14 protein-coding genes and 1 riboswitch are annotated in these 14,441 nt (G+C 75.3%); of the genes, 8 read left to right on the top strand and 6 right to left on the bottom strand.

Going from position 1 to position 14,441, the window contains the following annotated elements:
• Nucleotides 1-300: 300 nt before the first annotated feature.
• Both mycP and GA0070610_RS24835 read right to left on the bottom strand, forming a co-directional pair.
• The gene (mycP, locus tag GA0070610_RS24840) at nt 301-1,548 is read right to left on the bottom strand and encodes a type VII secretion-associated serine protease mycosin (protein WP_231925802.1); all 1,248 of its coding nucleotides are present in this window, start codon (nt 1,546-1,548) and stop codon (nt 301-303) included.
• Between the two features lie 167 nt (nt 1,549-1,715).
• Nucleotides 1,716-2,057 (bottom strand): helix-turn-helix transcriptional regulator, encoded by a 342-nt coding sequence (locus GA0070610_RS24835; RefSeq protein WP_089002277.1) that lies wholly within the window; start codon nt 2,055-2,057, stop codon nt 1,716-1,718.
• 235 nt (nt 2,058-2,292) lie between these two features.
• Here GA0070610_RS24835 and GA0070610_RS24830 point away from each other — a divergent pair, with 235 nt between their 5' ends.
• A complete protein-coding gene (locus tag GA0070610_RS24830; protein WP_089002276.1) occupies nt 2,293-3,039 on the top strand; it encodes a carbonic anhydrase in 747 nt (248 codons plus the stop codon).
• A 121-nt stretch (nt 3,040-3,160) separates the two neighbouring features.
• On the opposite strand, the gene GA0070610_RS24825 is transcribed toward GA0070610_RS24830, so the two are convergent.
• Both GA0070610_RS24825 and GA0070610_RS24820 read right to left on the bottom strand, forming a co-directional pair.
• A complete protein-coding gene (locus GA0070610_RS24825) occupies nt 3,161-4,177 on the bottom strand; it encodes a coiled-coil domain-containing protein (RefSeq protein ID WP_089002275.1) in 1,017 nt (338 codons plus the stop codon).
• A gap of 3 nt (nt 4,178-4,180) precedes the next feature.
• Nucleotides 4,181-4,312, bottom strand: a riboswitch (cyclic di-AMP (ydaO/yuaA leader).
• Nucleotides 4,313-4,478: 166 nt separating this feature from the next.
• Entirely contained in the window at nt 4,479-5,822 is a 1,344-nt protein-coding gene (locus tag GA0070610_RS24820) for a YibE/F family protein (protein ID WP_089002274.1), read from the bottom strand.
• Between the two features lie 390 nt (nt 5,823-6,212).
• Here GA0070610_RS24820 and GA0070610_RS24815 point away from each other — a divergent pair, with 390 nt between their 5' ends.
• Together GA0070610_RS24815 and GA0070610_RS24810 are read left to right on the top strand one after the other, a co-directional pair.
• Nucleotides 6,213-7,010 (top strand): hypothetical protein, encoded by a 798-nt coding sequence (locus tag GA0070610_RS24815; protein ID WP_089002273.1) that lies wholly within the window; start codon nt 6,213-6,215, stop codon nt 7,008-7,010.
• Between the two features lie 82 nt (nt 7,011-7,092).
• Nucleotides 7,093-7,719: a DUF305 domain-containing protein gene (locus tag GA0070610_RS24810; protein WP_089002272.1), complete on the top strand. Its 627-nt coding sequence runs from the start codon at nt 7,093-7,095 to the stop codon at nt 7,717-7,719.
• A gap of 148 nt (nt 7,720-7,867) precedes the next feature.
• Here GA0070610_RS24810 and GA0070610_RS24805 read toward each other — a convergent pair whose 3' ends face one another.
• A complete protein-coding gene (locus GA0070610_RS24805) occupies nt 7,868-8,170 on the bottom strand; it encodes a metal-sensitive transcriptional regulator (RefSeq protein ID WP_089002271.1) in 303 nt (100 codons plus the stop codon).
• A 152-nt stretch (nt 8,171-8,322) separates the two neighbouring features.
• Here GA0070610_RS24805 and GA0070610_RS24800 point away from each other — a divergent pair, with 152 nt between their 5' ends.
• From GA0070610_RS24800 to GA0070610_RS24780, 5 genes are all read left to right on the top strand, one after another.
• Entirely contained in the window at nt 8,323-8,532 is a 210-nt protein-coding gene (locus GA0070610_RS24800) for a heavy-metal-associated domain-containing protein (protein ID WP_089002270.1), read from the top strand.
• A gap of 29 nt (nt 8,533-8,561) precedes the next feature.
• Nucleotides 8,562-9,560 (top strand): hypothetical protein, encoded by a 999-nt coding sequence (locus GA0070610_RS24795; protein ID WP_089002269.1) that lies wholly within the window; start codon nt 8,562-8,564, stop codon nt 9,558-9,560.
• A 10-nt stretch (nt 9,561-9,570) separates the two neighbouring features.
• Nucleotides 9,571-11,820 carry a heavy metal translocating P-type ATPase gene (locus GA0070610_RS24790; RefSeq protein ID WP_089002268.1) on the top strand — a complete coding sequence of 750 codons (2,250 nt, stop codon included), beginning with the start codon at nt 9,571-9,573 and terminating at the stop codon, nt 11,818-11,820.
• A 174-nt stretch (nt 11,821-11,994) separates the two neighbouring features.
• Entirely contained in the window at nt 11,995-12,168 is a 174-nt protein-coding gene (locus GA0070610_RS24785) for a CsbD family protein (RefSeq protein WP_089002267.1), read from the top strand.
• A gap of 185 nt (nt 12,169-12,353) precedes the next feature.
• The gene (locus GA0070610_RS24780; protein WP_089002266.1) at nt 12,354-12,854 is read left to right on the top strand and encodes a hypothetical protein; all 501 of its coding nucleotides are present in this window, start codon (nt 12,354-12,356) and stop codon (nt 12,852-12,854) included.
• Between the two features lie 306 nt (nt 12,855-13,160).
• Here GA0070610_RS24780 and GA0070610_RS24775 read toward each other — a convergent pair whose 3' ends face one another.
• The gene (locus GA0070610_RS24775; RefSeq protein ID WP_089003718.1) at nt 13,161-14,399 is read right to left on the bottom strand and encodes a DUF2786 domain-containing protein; all 1,239 of its coding nucleotides are present in this window, start codon (nt 14,397-14,399) and stop codon (nt 13,161-13,163) included.
• Between the last annotated feature and the right edge of the window lie 42 nt (nt 14,400-14,441).

Below are 14,441 nucleotides of genomic sequence, written 5' to 3'. Positions count from 1 at the left end.
CGGCGCCCGCCGACACCCGAGGTGCGCCGGGACCAGGGGCGTGGCGGGGCGTACGCCTCACGGGGTGTCGGGTCTGATCGCGGTCCCGGCGGCGTTCTGGCTGACAGCAGACGTGGGAGGCGCGTGGAGTTGAGGAACCACTGCCGCCGGAACGCTGATACCTGCGCGGCATATAAATACCCGTGTGGTATCGAGCCGAGGGGACTGCACCGCCGGCCGCCGAGGTCCGGCGCAGCCAGTCACGGTTCATGAGGCAGGCCGTGCCCTGGGCCCACCCTCGCAGCGGTGTGGGAAGGGCCGTCAGCCGGTCGTGGCGTCCACTCCGGAGGGGCGACGGCCCGGGCGCCAGCCCCGGCGGCGCCCGCGGATCAGGATCGGCTTGACGGACAACAGCAGCCCGGCGACGAGCGCGCCCACGGCGGCGACCCAGACCGCGACGGTGCCCTGCCAGGCGAGCGGATCCTCGGTGGAGGGCGGTGGTGGCATCGCCCCGGCGGGCGGGTCGATGCGGCTGCCGAGCAGGCTCGCCACCGCCCGGTACGGATTCACCACCCCGTGGCCGACCTCGGCGTTCTTCCCCTCGGGCGGGCTGTCGGCCGTCCGGACCAGCCGGTCGGCGACCTGCTCCGGGCCGAGGTCGGGGTGGGCGGCCCGGACGAGCGCGGCCACCCCGGAGACGTACGCGGCGGCGAAGCTGGTGCCGCCCTGCGGCTCGGCCAGGTAGCCCTCGCCCCCGGGAGCCGGACCGAGGATGTTCAGCCCGGGCGCCGCGACGTCGACGTAGTCCCCGCTCACCGAGCTGCCCACGTGGCCGCCCTCCTCGTCCACGCCGGCGACCGCGATCACGCCCGGGTAGGCGGCCGGGTACGCGGGCATGTCCTGCTGGTTCTCCTGGCGGTTGCCGGCGGCGGCGACCACGACCACCCCCTCGTCGAGGGCGTAGCGGACGGCGTCGGCGAGTTCCTTGCGGTCCAGGGTCACCAGCGACAGGTTGATGACGTCGGCGCCGTTCTGCACGGACCACCGGATCGCCGTGGCGATCTGCCCCGGCAGCCCTTCGTCGACGGTGGTCCGGGTGTCGGGCAGGACGCGTACCGGAAGGATCCTGGCCTGCGGCGCGATGCCGCTGAACGACGTGCCGGCGCGCTCCTTCCCGGCGATGATGCCGGCGACGATGGTGCCGTGCCCGGCCAGGTCGCAGCGGCCCTCCTGCTGCGGCAGCCCGTTGAAGTCCCGGCCCACCCTGACCTGGCCCTTCAGCGCGGGATGGGTGGCGGAGACGCCGGAGTCGATGACCGCAACCGTGACGCCGGCGCCCCGGGAGATCCGCCAGGCCGACGAGGGTTCGAGTCGCTTCAGCGGCCACGGCGTCTCGGCGGGGGCCGCGACGCCGGGGGGCCCACAGCGGGGAAGGGCCGCCGAGGCGGGCGACGGGACGACGACGGCGGTGCCGAGCAGGACCGCGGCCGCTCCACGCAGGACCGCACGGGCACCGCGCCCGGGTCGCCGGGCCCGCTCGGTCCCGCCCGGTCGGAAACTCTCGCGCACGCGGTGAGATTACCGCCGGGGGCCGCAGGCGCGCGTCACCGCCTCCGGGGCACGGGACCGGGACGGCGGCCTCGCCGGACCGGAGCGTCCCGCATGGGCGGGAGCGCGGCGGGGGCGGCGCGGGTCGGGGGGGCCGGCGGTCGGGACGGACGGGGTGGGTGCCGCCGTCAGGGGCCCTCGGCGGGCTCGACCGGCTCCTGCTCGTCGGTGAAGAGGGCGAGCAGGGCGCCGACCTGCCGGTCCGCTTCGGCGGGGTGCCGGAACCGGCCGGCGGGGTTGAGCGTGTACTCGTTGCGCCGGCCGACCCGGGTGCGGTTGAGGTAACCGCCGGCCTCCAGGTCGGCGACGATCGCCTGGGCGGCCCGTTCGGTGACACCCACCTCGTCGGCGACGTCGCGGAGCCGGGCGGTGGGGTTGCGCGCGATGGCGAGCAGCACGTGCCCGTGGTTGGTGAGGAACGTCCAGTTGCGGGTGCTCCCGTTCTCCCCAGTCGTCGCCATGCCCGCCATCGTATGGCCCTTTCCTCGCGCCTGCCGTGCGCCCTCGCGCGCTGGCTGACGCGCTTGCGCGTGAACCGCAGGTCGGCGGGCGGCCGGCGGCCGGCGTACCAGGCGCCGACAAACATATGAAATGGATATCACGCATACCTTGACGTACCTTGCGGTGCGTGTGACCGTGGTGGCAGCCCGCGTCCAGCGTCGGCCCGGGTGACCAGGCCGTTCACGTCAGGAGCGAGGTGTTGGGATGAGTCGTCCCGGATCGCCAGGCACTCAACCGGGCCCGGAGCGGACGCTGCCGGTGTCGACCATGGGCACCGCCCCGGCCGACGCCAGCACCGCGCCGGCCGTCCCCGCGAGTCCCGAGCAGGCGCTCGCCGAGCTGCACGCCGGCAACCGGCGGTTCGTGACCGGCGCGCCGCGCCACCCCAACCAGGACGCCGGGCACCGTACCGCGGTCGCCGACGGGCAGCACCCCTTCGCGGTGATCGTCGGCTGCTCCGACTCCCGCCTCGCTGCCGAGATCATCTTCGATCGTGGCCTGGGTGACCTCTTCGTGGTCCGCACCGCCGGGCACACCATCGGCCCCGAGGTGCTGGGCAGCGTCGAGTACGCCGTGACCGTCCTGGGCACGCCCCTGGTGGTGGTGCTCGGGCACGACTCCTGCGGGGCCGTCCAGGCGGCGCGTACGGCGGACGCCACCGGTGCCCCGCCGGTCGGGCACCTCTGCGCCGTGGTGGACGCCGTGGTGCCCAGCCTGCGGCGGGCCGCCGCCGAGGGCGTGGAGGACATCGACGGGATCGTCGACATCCACATCGCGCACACCGTCGAGGCGATGCTCGACCGTTCCGCCGTCCTCGCCACGGAGGTGGCCGCCGGCCGCTGCGGCGTGGTCGGCATGTCGTACCGGCTGACCGCCGGTGAGGTGCGGACGGTGGCCGCCGTGCCCGCCCGTACGGTCGACGCGCCGGAGCCGGCCGCCAGCGCCGCCTGATCCTCCCGCCGAGCCGTCCCGACCGGTCGTCGTCGGGCCGCACGACGACACAGGGCCGCTCCCGCGTCCGGTGGGGGCGGCCCTGTGTCGGTCCCGGCTTCGCCGGCCCGTGGGCGGGCGGCTAGAGCAGTGACACGTGCACGTGGTCGGTGTGGTTCGACGGGCCGCTGTAGGACTTCCAGCCGGTCGCCGGGAACCAGATCTGCCGGTTCCAGATCACGTAGTAGATGCCGAGCCGGTCGGCGTTGCGGACCAGGAACGCGGTCAGGTTGTTGCCGTACATGTAGGTGTCGTCGTTGTGCCAGGGGGAGAAGCCGCTCCTCTGCAACGACCAGTCGCAGGCCCGGCCCTTCGGATGCTCGTACGGCCCGCCGGAGCGGTAACAGCCGACGAACCGGTTGAAGCCGACCCGCTTGACCTCCTTGTACATGTGCAGCGTGCGCGCGGTGATGCAGCCGGAGGTGGTGGGATCGTCCTCGGTGCAGCCCAGGGGCTTCCAGTCGCCGTCGGCCGTACGTCCCGGCGCGATTTTCGCCACCGGCGAGGTGGCGACCACCTTGCCACTGGTCAGCCCCCTGCCGCCGACCAGTGCGAGCGCCTTCTCCGCCTCCCGCTTGCCGCGCGCCATCTCGTTCGTCAGCTTCTGCTGCTCGCGGACCTCGGCGTCGAGCGCCAGCTTGGCCTGCTCGGCGCGGTTCTTGACCGCGTTCACCTCGGCGAGCTTCTTGGAGTTGACCAGGTTCAGCTCGTCGAGGGCGGCGGCGCGCTTGACGAACGAGTCGGGGCTGGCGGTGTCCAGCAGCATCGACACCGCGCCGATCCGTCCCGTCCGGTAGGACTGGGCGGCGATCTGACTGACCTGCGGGGCCAGCGCGTTCAGTTCGGCCTGTGCCCGGTTGACCTCCAGGGCCAGTTCGAGCTGGCGCTTCTTCGACTTCTCCAGCTTCGCCTTGGCCTGCACGTAGGACCGGTTGCGGGCCTCGATCAGGTCGTCGAGCAGCTTGGGCTCGTCGTCGCCGTGGCCGGAGGGCTTGGGTGGGGTGGGCGCGGCCACCGCCGGGAGAGGCCCGGCGAAGACCGCCAGGGCGGCGAGTACGGCCACCACGGGCGTCAGCCAGCGGCGTAGGGGTGCCGTCACAGTTTTCCCTTCCGTCGACCGCCGACCGGGTTAGCTGACGGGTTCGGGGCGGAAGTGGCCCCTACCGCTGTCGCGGATTCACCCCACGTGCCTGGGTCCCCGGCTCGCCTGGCGGCGATTGGGCGGCGGCACCGCAGGCGCCGCTGCGCGCCTTCGGCGGTGACCGGCAGCGAGGTTACCTGAGAGCACTCCCGGGGATCTACGTCCCTAAGCCGACTAAATGCGTTATTTCGTAATGGCTGACGGTGACCAGTGACGCGTTTATCAGGGCGGGAACCCCGAATCGTCACGCAGAGGAGTGTCACCATGCGGTGTCCGTTCTCCTGTTGTGGTCGGGCCATCCGGCGGGAGCGGCGGACGGCACGTCTCCGCGCGGCCCGCTGAGCGCCTCCAGCGCCTCGGCCCGGTCGGCCGCCGGCCGAGGCGTCGGCGCGGGGGCCGCGCGGTCGGTGGGCTCCCCGGCCCGCCGGCCCGCCGTGGTCACCAGGGCCGCCAGACCGGTGGTCAGCGGCACGGCGGCGATCAGCCCGAGGGTGGCGACCGCGCTGCGGACGATCTCCTGGGCGAGGAACTCGCTGGTGAGAAGCTGGGTCACCGCCCGCGAGTCGGCGGTGAGCAGGAGCAGCACCGGCAGCGAGGCGCCGGCGTACGCCAGCACGATCGTGTTCACCGTCGAGGCGATGTGCGCCCGCCCGACCCGGGTCGCCGCCCGGTAGAGCTGCCTGCGGGACAGGCCCGGGTTGGCGTGCGCCAGCTCGGTGACGGTGGCGGCCTGGGTGACCGTGACGTCGTCGAGCACCCCGAGGGAGCCGATGATGATCCCGGCCAGCAGCAGCCCGTGCAGGTCGACGTCGGCCTGGTACATCGACAGCGTGGTGGCGTCCTCGGAGCCGAAGCCGGTCAGGTGGGTCGCGGCGGTGGCGATGGTGCCGAGGACGCCGGTCAGCACCAGGCTGCCCAACGTGCCGAGTACGGCGACCGAGGTCTGCGCGGTCACGCCGTGGGTCAGGTAGAGCACCACGAACATGATCAGGGCGGCGCCGACGACCGCGACCAGGAGCGGGGGGCTCCCGGCGCTGATGCCCGGCAGCACGAAGGTCAGCAGGATGGCGAAGCTCGCCGCCAGGCCGGCCAGCGCGGCCAGCCCTCGCCACCGCCCGAAGGCGACGATCGCGGCCGCGAAGAGCGCCACCAGCCAGACCAGCGGCTTGCCGCGCTGGTGCTCCGCGATGTTGTAGGAGCTGGCGGTGGGATCGGCGGGGTCGATGAGCTCGACCAGGATGATCTCGTCGTCCACGGCGACGGTCGGCGCACCGGGGCCGGCCGGGACCGGCGTCTGGACCTGCTGGCCGGCGTCGGGGCCGTCCTCGACCCGTACGGTGACGGTGCCGCAGGGGCCCCGCGGGGCGTCGGGGCTTCCCTCCGGCACCTCCGGGGCCGGCGGGCACGGCTCCGTCACCACCCGGGTCACGGTGCCGTGGTGGCGGGGTGGCTCGGTGCCGGCCGCCGGGTCGGGCGCGTCCCACGGCCACAGCACCAGGGCGGCGATCAGCGTGGCGACGAAGAGGGGCACCACCGTCGCGACGAGGATCCGCCGCACCCTCGGCGGGGCGGACGGAACGGGACGGGTGTGGTCGGCGCCCAACGAGTTTCTCCCAACGGATCCAGGGCGGGGTACGGGCCGGCGGGCCGGTCGGTTCAACGTCGCCACGGAGGCGGGGCGGGAACCGTCCCCCACCTGGCGGTGTGGTCACGTGCCGTGGTCGTCGGCTCCCGCCCGGCGACGGGTGACCGGCGCCGTCGCCCGGCGGGGGGCGCGGGGCGGGCGGTGCGGAGTCCGGAGGGCCACCGGCCGAATGGTAGCCACCCCGGCATCGGGGCGCAGGTCGTGCGGGTGGTGTCGCGACGCGGACCTTCGCCGCGCAGGTCCGGCCCGCCCACGTGCGTGACCTACGCACGCCCGGCCGCGCTCACGTGCGGGGGTCGCCGCGGGTGGTACCCGTGCGGAACGGGCCGACGCGCTAGCGTGACGGATGTGCGGAAGACGGTGACGGCGGCGCGGGGCGCGCGGCTCCTGCTGCTCGTCGGCACGCTGCTCGGGCTGGCCGCGATGCACACGATCGGCCACGAGTCGCACCAGACCGGTCATCCCGCGGACCCGTCGCCGCACATTGCCGTCGCGCCCGCCCGGAACGCCACCGTCGTGCCCGTCCCGCACGCCGCGGTCGTGCCTGTCGCGCCCGTGCCGCACGCCGCCCGCGCGCGCGTCGCCTCCGCCCCGCACGCCGCGCTCGCGCCCGTCCCGCACGCCGCGCTCGCGCCCGTCCCGCACGCCGCGCTCGCGCCCGTCCCGCACGCCGCGCTCGCGCCCGTCCCGCACGCCGCGCTCGCGCCCGTCCCGCACGCCGCGCTCGCGCCCGTCCCGCACGCCGCGCTCGCGCCCGTCCCGCACGCCGCGCTCGCGCCCGTCCCGCACGCCGCGCTCGCGCCCGTCCCGCACGCCGCGCTCTTGCCGCCTTCGCAGGACGTCGCCGCTCCGCACGCCGTGGGGGCGGCCCTCCAGGCCGTGGTGGGCTGTCCCGGGGGCTGCGCCTCCGAGGAACTGCTGCCTGCCGGCGGGGGCACGGGGGGAGGGCCGTCCGGGTGGGGCGTGTGCCTGGCCGTGTTGGGCGCGTTCGCGGCCGCGCTGCTGCTGGCGGCGCTGTTGTCGGTCCGCGTACGCGCCGTCGGCCCGACCCGGGGCGGTTCGGCCGGCGCCTTCCCGCCGCCCCGGGCCCCGCCGCCCCGGCCGGTCGGTCTGCGGCTCGCCACGGTCTCGGTGCTGCGCAGGTAGGACGCGTTCGACGCGGGTGCGGCTGCACGCCGTTCCGCGTCCTCGTCGTGCCGCGTACGTTCCGACTCCGAAAGGGTCCACCATGACCACTCGTACCCTCGCGCGCCGTGCCGTCCTGGCCGGCGTCGCGGTCACCACCGCCCTCGCCCTCGCCGCCTGCGGCGGCGACGACCACTCGTCGCCGGGCGCGGGGCACGGCACCCCCGGCACCGGCGGGCCGGCGGCCACCGCCACCGGTGCGGCCGCGTTCGGCGACGCCGACGCGATGTTCGCCCAGATGATGATTCCGCACCACCGGCAGGCGGTGGAGATGGCCGACCTGGCGCCGACGCGGGCGGCGGACCCGGAGGTCAAGCGGCTCGCCGCGGAGATCAAGGCCGCCCAGGCGCCCGAGATCGCCACGATGAGCGGTTGGTTGGCGGCCTGGGGTCGGCCGGTGCCGTCGCCGGGCGGGATGCCCCACATGGACCACGGCATGCCCGGCATGATGTCCGACGCCGACATGACGAAGCTGGCGGCCGCCACCGGCCGGGAGTTCGACCGGCAGTTCCTGACCATGATGATCGCCCACCACGAGGGCGCCATCACCATGGCCCGCGACGAGCTGGCCCGGGGCGTGAACGCGGAGGCCAAGGCCCTGGCCCAGCAGATCGCCAGCACCCAGCAGGCGGAGATCGACACGATGCGCAAGATCCTCGGCCGGTTCTGACCCGCACGTCCCGGCGTCCCCGACCCGGGGGCGCCGGGACGCCGCGACCGTCCCCGGCCGGGGGCGCCGGGGCGCCGCAGCCGGACCTCGCCGGGAGGAGCCCGTCGGGTGGACCCGGTGTGCCGACGGATGAAGGACCTGCCGGCGGTCAGCCGCGCTTCATCAGGCGGCCGACGGCGGCCATCATCTCGGTGGCCATCTCGTCGGCCCGGCCCTCGGCCGCGCCCTCGTGCATGCAGTGCCGCGCGTGGCCGTCGAGCAGACCGAGCGCGACCTTGTCCAGGGCGGCCTGGATCGCGGAGATCTGGGTGAGCACGTCGATGCAGTAGCGGTCGTCGTCGACCATCTTCTCGATGCCACGGACCTGCCCCTCGACGCGGCGCAGCCGCGCGAGCAGCTGGTCCTTGGTGGCGGTGTAGCCCCTGGTCGGGGTGGGCGTCGGTGTGGTCATGAGGTCGAGGATAACGTACCCCTCGGGGGTATGGTACGGTCCTCCGTGTCCGAGATACCCCCACCGGGTACCGGTACGCCGCACGGGCAGTCGAATGCCTCCGTATTACCCCTGGGGGGTATAGGCTGGGGGCGTCGAGAGGAGAGAGTTCCATGATCACCACCACGTACCAGGTGCAGGGCATGACCTGCGGGCACTGCGCCACCGCGGTCAGCAACGAGGTCGGCGCGATCCAGGGCGTCAGCGACGTCCAGGTCGACGTCGCCGCCGGTCGGGTCACCGTCACCAGCGAGGGCCCGTTGGACACCGACACCGTGCGCTCCGCCGTCGACGAGGCCGGTTACGACCTCGTCGGCGCCTGAGAGCGGGCACGGGGAAGACGAGGCACACCATGAACACGGCGACGAAGCTGAGCGGTTTCGCCCTCGGCCTCGCGGTGGTGTTCGGCGCGACGTACGGGGTCGGTCGGGTGGCCGACCCCGTGTCGCCGCCCGCCGAGGCCCCGCACGACGCCGGCGGGGGGCACGGCGACGACGGCGGAGCCGGACACGCGGGCGACAACGGCGCGGCGGCCCACCTGCCCGGCGGGCTGCTGGTCTCCGACCGCGGGTACACCCTGCGTCCGGTGGACGCCCCGGCCGGGCAGTTCGCCTTCCAGGTCACCGGTCCGGACGGCCGGGCGGTGACCGCGTACGACGTGGCGCACGACAAGCGCATGCACCTGATCGTGGCCCGCCGCGACCTCTCCGGCTTTCGGCACGTGCACCCCGAGATGGCGCCGGACGGCACCTGGCGGGTCGACTCGCCGCTCGCCGGGCCGGGCGTCTGGCGGGCGTTCGCCGACTTCACCCCGACCGGGGGCGAGGCGCTGACCCTGGGCGTCGACGTGACCGTTCCCGGCGCGCTGACCGGGCGGCCCCTGCCTGCCCCGGCGACCAGCACCACGGTCGACGGCTACACCGTCACCCTCGCCGGCGCCCCGCAGCCCGGGCGCACCGCCGAGCTGACCCTGAGCGTGAGCCGAGGCGGCGCGCCGGTCACCGACCTGGAGCCCTACCTGGGCGCGTACGGCCACCTGGTGGCGCTGCGCCAGGGCGACCTGGCGTACCTGCACGTGCACCCGCACGGCGAGCCGGGCGACGGGCGGACGCGGCCCGGCCCCGAGGTGAGCTTCTCGGCGGAGATGCCGTCGGCCGGGGCCTACCGCCTCTACCTGGACTTCAAGCACGGCGGCGTGGTGCGTACCGCCGAGTTCACCGTCGTCGCCGGCAGTCCGACCACGCCGGGTGTCCCGGCCGCGACGGGCACCCCGACGGCGGGCACCCCCGCCGCCACGAGCTCCCCGACCGCCGACGCCGGCCACGGCGTCCCCGGCCACGGGCACGACTGACGGGACCGTGATGACCACCAAGCCCTTGCTGACCGCGCCGAACCAGATCGAGCTGGCGATCGGCGGCATGACCTGCGCCTCCTGCGCCTCCCGGATCGAGAAGAAGCTCAACCGTATGGACGGGGTGACCGCCACCGTCAACTACGCCACGGAGAAGGCCACCGTCCGCTACGCCGACGAGGTCACCCCGGACGACCTGATCGCCACGGTGGAGAAGACCGGCTACACGGCGGCCCTGCCGCCCCCGCCCGCGCCCGCCGGTGGCGAACCGGCCGCCGAGCCGGTGGACGAGCTGCGCGGCCTGCGTACCCGGCTGTGGGTCTCGGCCGTGCTCACCGTGCCGGTGATCGCGCTGGCGATGGTGCCCGCCTGGCAGTTCGACTTCTGGCAGTGGCTGTCGCTGACCCTGGCCGCCCCGGTCGTGGTCTACGGCGGGCTGCCCTTCCACCGGGCGGCCTGGATCAACCTGCGGCACGGCGCGGCGACCATGGACACCCTGGTCTCGCTCGGCACCCTGGCCGCGTTCGGCTGGTCGGTCTGGGCGCTCTTCCTCGGCACCGCCGGGACGCCGGGGATGACCCACCCGTTCAGTCTCGCCATCAACCGCTCCGACGGCGCCGGCAACATCTACCTGGAGGCGGCGGCCGGGGTGACCGTGTTCATCCTCGCCGGCCGCTACTTCGAGGCGCGGGCGAAGCGGACCGCCGGCGCGGCCCTGCGCGCCCTGCTCGAACTGGGCGCCAAGGACGTCGCGGTGCTGCGCGGCGGCACGGAGACCCGGATCCCGGTGGACCAGCTCGTGGTGGGGGACCGGTTCGTGGTCCGGCCCGGCGAGAAGATCGCCACGGACGGCGTGGTCGACGAGGGCACCTCGGCGGTCGACGCCAGCATGCTCACCGGCGAGTCGGTCCCGGTCGAGGTCGGTCCGGGCGACTCCGTGGTCGGCGCCACCGTCAACGCGGGCGGCCGGCTGGTGGTCACCGCCACCCGGATCGGCGGCGACACCCAACTGGCCCAGATGGCCCGGCTCGTCGAGCAGGCGCAGACCGGCAAGGCGGCGGTGCAGCGGCTGGCCGACCGGATCTCCGGCGTCTTCGTGCCGATCGTGATCGCCCTCGCGGTGGGCACCCTCGGCTGGTGGCTCGGCAGCGGGTCGGGCACCACCGCCGCGTTCACCGCCGCCGTGGCGGTGCTGATCATCGCCTGCCCGTGCGCCCTCGGGCTGGCCACGCCGACCGCGCTGCTGGTCGGCACCGGCCGGGGTGCGCAGCTCGGCGTCCTGATCAAGGGCCCGGAGGTGCTGGAGTCCACGAAGCAGGTGGACACGGTCGTGCTGGACAAGACCGGCACCGTCACCACCGGTCGGATGACCCTGGTGGACGTGGTGCCGGCGACCGGCGAGGACCGCGCGGAGCTGCTGCGGCTCGCCGGGGCGCTGGAGTCCGCCTCCGAGCACCCCATCGCCCGGGCCATCGCCGCCGGCGCGGCCGAGGCGGGCACGCTGCCGCCGGTGGCCGGCTTCGTCAACGCCGAGGGGCTCGGGGTGAGCGGGACCGTCGAGGACCGGGAGGTGCTGATCGGCCGGCCCCGGCTGCTGCGCGAGCACGGTCTCGACGTACCGGAGGAGGTCGCGCGGGCGGCGGCCACGGCGGAGGCCGAGGGGCGTACGGCGGTGCTGGCCGGCTGGGACGGTCGGGCCCGGGGCGTCCTCGCGGTGGCCGACGTGGTCCGCCCGACGAGCCGGGCGGCGATCGCACAGCTGCGCGCGCTCGGCCTGACGCCGGTGCTGCTGACCGGCGACAACACGACGGTCGCCCGGGCGGTGGCCGCCGAGCTGGGCATCGACGAGGTGGTCGCCGAGGTGCTGCCCGCCGAAAAGGTCGACGTCGTACGGCGACTCCAGGACGAGGGGCGGACGGTGGCGATGGTCGGTGACGGGGTCAACGACGCCGCCGCGCTGGCCCAGGCCGACCTCGGCCTGGCCATGGGTTCCGGCACGGACGTGGCGATCGAGGCGTCCGACCTGACCCTGGTCCGGGGCGACCTGACGGCCGCCGTGGACGCCATCCGGCTCGCCCGGCGCACCCTCGGCATCATCAAGGGCAACCTGTTCTGGGCCTTCGCCTACAACGTGGCGGCCCTGCCGCTGGCCGCCGCCGGCCTGCTGAACCCGATGATCGCCGGCGCTGCGATGGCCTTCTCCTCGGTCTTCGTGGTCGCCAACAGCCTCCGGCTGCGGGGCTTCCGCCCGGTCGCCTGAGCCTCCGCACCGTGCCGCCGGCCCGCCCCTCGGGCCCGGCGGCACGGTGCGTGCCGGGGGTCCGCCGGCGTGCCGGCGCGGGCCGCGGGACGCCGGTGGGTGACCGGGACGGTTGGACGGCGGCGGGACGGGGTACATCAGGGGCGTACCGGCACTGCCAATCGGGAGGTTGACATGGGTTTCGACGACAAGATCAACAACACGACCGAGGATGCGGCCGGCAAGCTGAAGGAAGGCGCCGGCCGGGCCACCGACAACGAGCGGCTCGAGGCCGAGGGGCGCAACGAGCAGGCCAGCGCCAAGCTCAAGCAGGCCGGCGAGAAGATCAAGGACGCCTTCAAGAGCTGACACGCGTACGCGCCCTCCGCCGGATCGGTCTTCGGGCCGACCCGGCGGAGGGCGTACTGGCGCGTCCGGCGGACGTGTCCCGCAGGCCGTGCCCCTCGTTGCCACATTGACGCCCCGCCGCCCGCCGTCGGCCGAACCCGTGCCGTCACCCGCGGGACGGCCCGAGAGCCCGAACGGGAGGTCCCGTGTCCCGATCCGTCGTCTACGCGCGCCGGGCCGCCGCCACGGTGGCGCTCGGGGTGCTGGCCGTGGGATGCCAGGACAGCGCCCGGGAGGAGGCCGCCCGGGGCGGCGCCACCCCGCCGAGCCCGACGGCCACGGCGAGCGCCACCGCTCCCAGCCCGTCCCCGGTCGCCACGACCGCCGCCAACACCGCCGAGGTCTGCCGCGAGGTCGACCGGGCCATCGTCGCCGGCAGCCGCAGGATCGCCACCGACTCGGCGGCCTCCGTCAGCCGTGACCTGACCGGGGAGCAGGTCGCCGACCAGCTCCGGCGCAACCTGGCGAAGCTGGCCGACGACGTACGCGCGCAGGCCCGCCGGGCCGCCGACCCGCAGATCCGCGCCCTGATCGAGGACACCGCCGAGCGCATCGACGCCGGTTCCCGGGCGCCCCGGCCGGCCGCCTGGATGGACGCCACCTTCACCGGCATCCCGCCGAAGCTGACCCGCGAGTGCCGCGCCTGAGCCGCGAGTGCCGCGCCTGAGCCGCGAGTGCCGCGCCTGAGCCGCGAGTGCCGCGCCTGAGCCGCGAGTGCCGCGCCTGAGCCGCGAGTGCCGCGCCTGAGCCGGTGGGCACCGGCGTCGCCGACCCCGACGGGGGACGCCGACCGGCCTGCACCCCGTGCCGCACGCCGGCCGGCGTCCGTCGATGTGACTACCCGCTGACGCCGGGACCCGCCGGCCCTCACGCCGGGGCCCGCCCACGGCGGCGGGCCTCCAAACAGGGGTCGGAGCTGAACCGCCGGTTTCGACATCCGGCGGTGAGGAATCTCAGCGCCGCCCGCGTACCTGCCGTTTCGGGGCGGGTCCGGAACCGAGCGAGGCCCGGTCGGCGGCGGAGGTGCCCGACGACCAGCCCTCGGCGTCGCGGACGGTGAGCCGCCCCCGTACGACGCCGGGGAAGAGCGTGTCGAGGTGTTCGCGTACCGCCTCGGCGCGGGTGGCGAGCACCGGCAGCAGCCGCTCCGGCCCGGCCTGCGCCGTCGCCTCCCGGTCGGCCGCGTCGGTGGCGGCCCGCAGCCGCTCGCCGATCCGCAGCGCGAACGCGTTGAGGAAGGACTCGTCGTAGTCCCGGGTGCGCCGGCCGGTGCCCTTGGCCCGCCGTTCGCCCCGGCCGCGCAGCATCGCGGTGGTGGCCTGCACCAGCAGCGAGGTGTAGAGCAGCTCGACCGCTTCCAGGTCGGCGGGCCAACCCAGCACGGTGGTGAACCCGAGGTCGTCGGACCAGACCGCCTCGCAGCGGTTCGCCGCCGCCACCTCCTGCGCCAGCAGCGCCTTCGCGCCCGCGTACGGGGGCTCGGTGCCGAGGCGCACCCCGCCGGGGCGGTCGGCGGGCTCGGCGACGCCGGCCAGCAGCGCCTGGTCGATGCTGTGCCGGGCGATCAGCTCCTGGGCCTTGCCGGTCAGCGCCTCCGCCTCGGCCGGGTAGGTGGTCGACTCCGCCTTCGCCAGCAGCGCCCGTACCCGGTCGAGCATCCGGGATCCGCCGTGCGACCCGCCGTTCGTGACGCCCGTCGACGGCGCGCCGGGCGGCGGGCGCAGCACGGCGACCGGCGGGAGCCCCTCGACCATGGCCAGGGCGTCGACCGCCGCCCGCAGCGCGGTGAACCGGTCGGACCCGACGCGGTTCGCCCAGGCGGTCAGGTGGCCCTCGTCGGCGTCCCACCACACCCCGGCGCCGAGGTCGCGCAGCTGGTCGTCCCACCACGACGGCACCGGCCCGGCCAGGTCGCGGCGGTGCGCGGCCAGCGCGTCGGTGACCAGCCCCGCCGCCCGGGGGCCGAGGCGGCGGGCGGCGAGCCGGCCGAGATCCACCGGCTGCCAGCCGTGCCGCGCCAGCCGCCCCACGCCGAGGGCGAGGCGGCGCAGCAGGGCGGCGTCCACCGCGCCCGCGCCGTCCGCGGCGCCCGTGCCGATCATCAGCCGGTCCAGCTGCCGCTCCGCGAGGCGTACGTCGGTGCCGCGTACCGCCGCGAGCGCGTCGCTGACCAGTTCCTCGGCGTCCGGCACGGCCGTGTCCTCCCGGAGTCTGCTGTTCCCGCCCGGGGAGAC

The sequence above is a fragment of the Micromonospora echinofusca genome (assembly GCF_900091445.1).
GTDB lineage: Bacteria > Actinomycetota > Actinomycetes > Mycobacteriales > Micromonosporaceae > Micromonospora > Micromonospora echinofusca.
Note: the sequence above shows the minus strand (reverse complement) of the source record. Positions and strands in the feature narration are given on the sequence as shown.

Bases quoted from the DNA above. Each gene is read 5' to 3' on its own strand.
- GA0070610_RS24830 (WP_089002276.1), top strand. From the start codon at position 2,293: ATGAGTCGTCCCGGATCGCCAGGCACTCAACCGGGCCCGGAGCGGACG.
- GA0070610_RS24810 (WP_089002272.1), top strand. From the start codon at position 7,093: ATGACCACTCGTACCCTCGCGCGCCGTGCCGTCCTGGCCGGCGTCGCG.
- GA0070610_RS24790 (WP_089002268.1), top strand. From the start codon at position 9,571: ATGACCACCAAGCCCTTGCTGACCGCGCCGAACCAGATCGAGCTGGCG.
- GA0070610_RS24795 (WP_089002269.1), top strand. From the start codon at position 8,562: ATGAACACGGCGACGAAGCTGAGCGGTTTCGCCCTCGGCCTCGCGGTG.
- GA0070610_RS24800 (WP_089002270.1), top strand. From the start codon at position 8,323: ATGATCACCACCACGTACCAGGTGCAGGGCATGACCTGCGGGCACTGC.
- GA0070610_RS24805 (WP_089002271.1), bottom strand. From the start codon at position 8,170: ATGACCACACCGACGCCCACCCCGACCAGGGGCTACACCGCCACCAAG.
- GA0070610_RS24835 (WP_089002277.1), bottom strand. From the start codon at position 2,057: ATGGCGGGCATGGCGACGACTGGGGAGAACGGGAGCACCCGCAACTGG.
- GA0070610_RS24785 (WP_089002267.1), top strand. From the start codon at position 11,995: ATGGGTTTCGACGACAAGATCAACAACACGACCGAGGATGCGGCCGGC.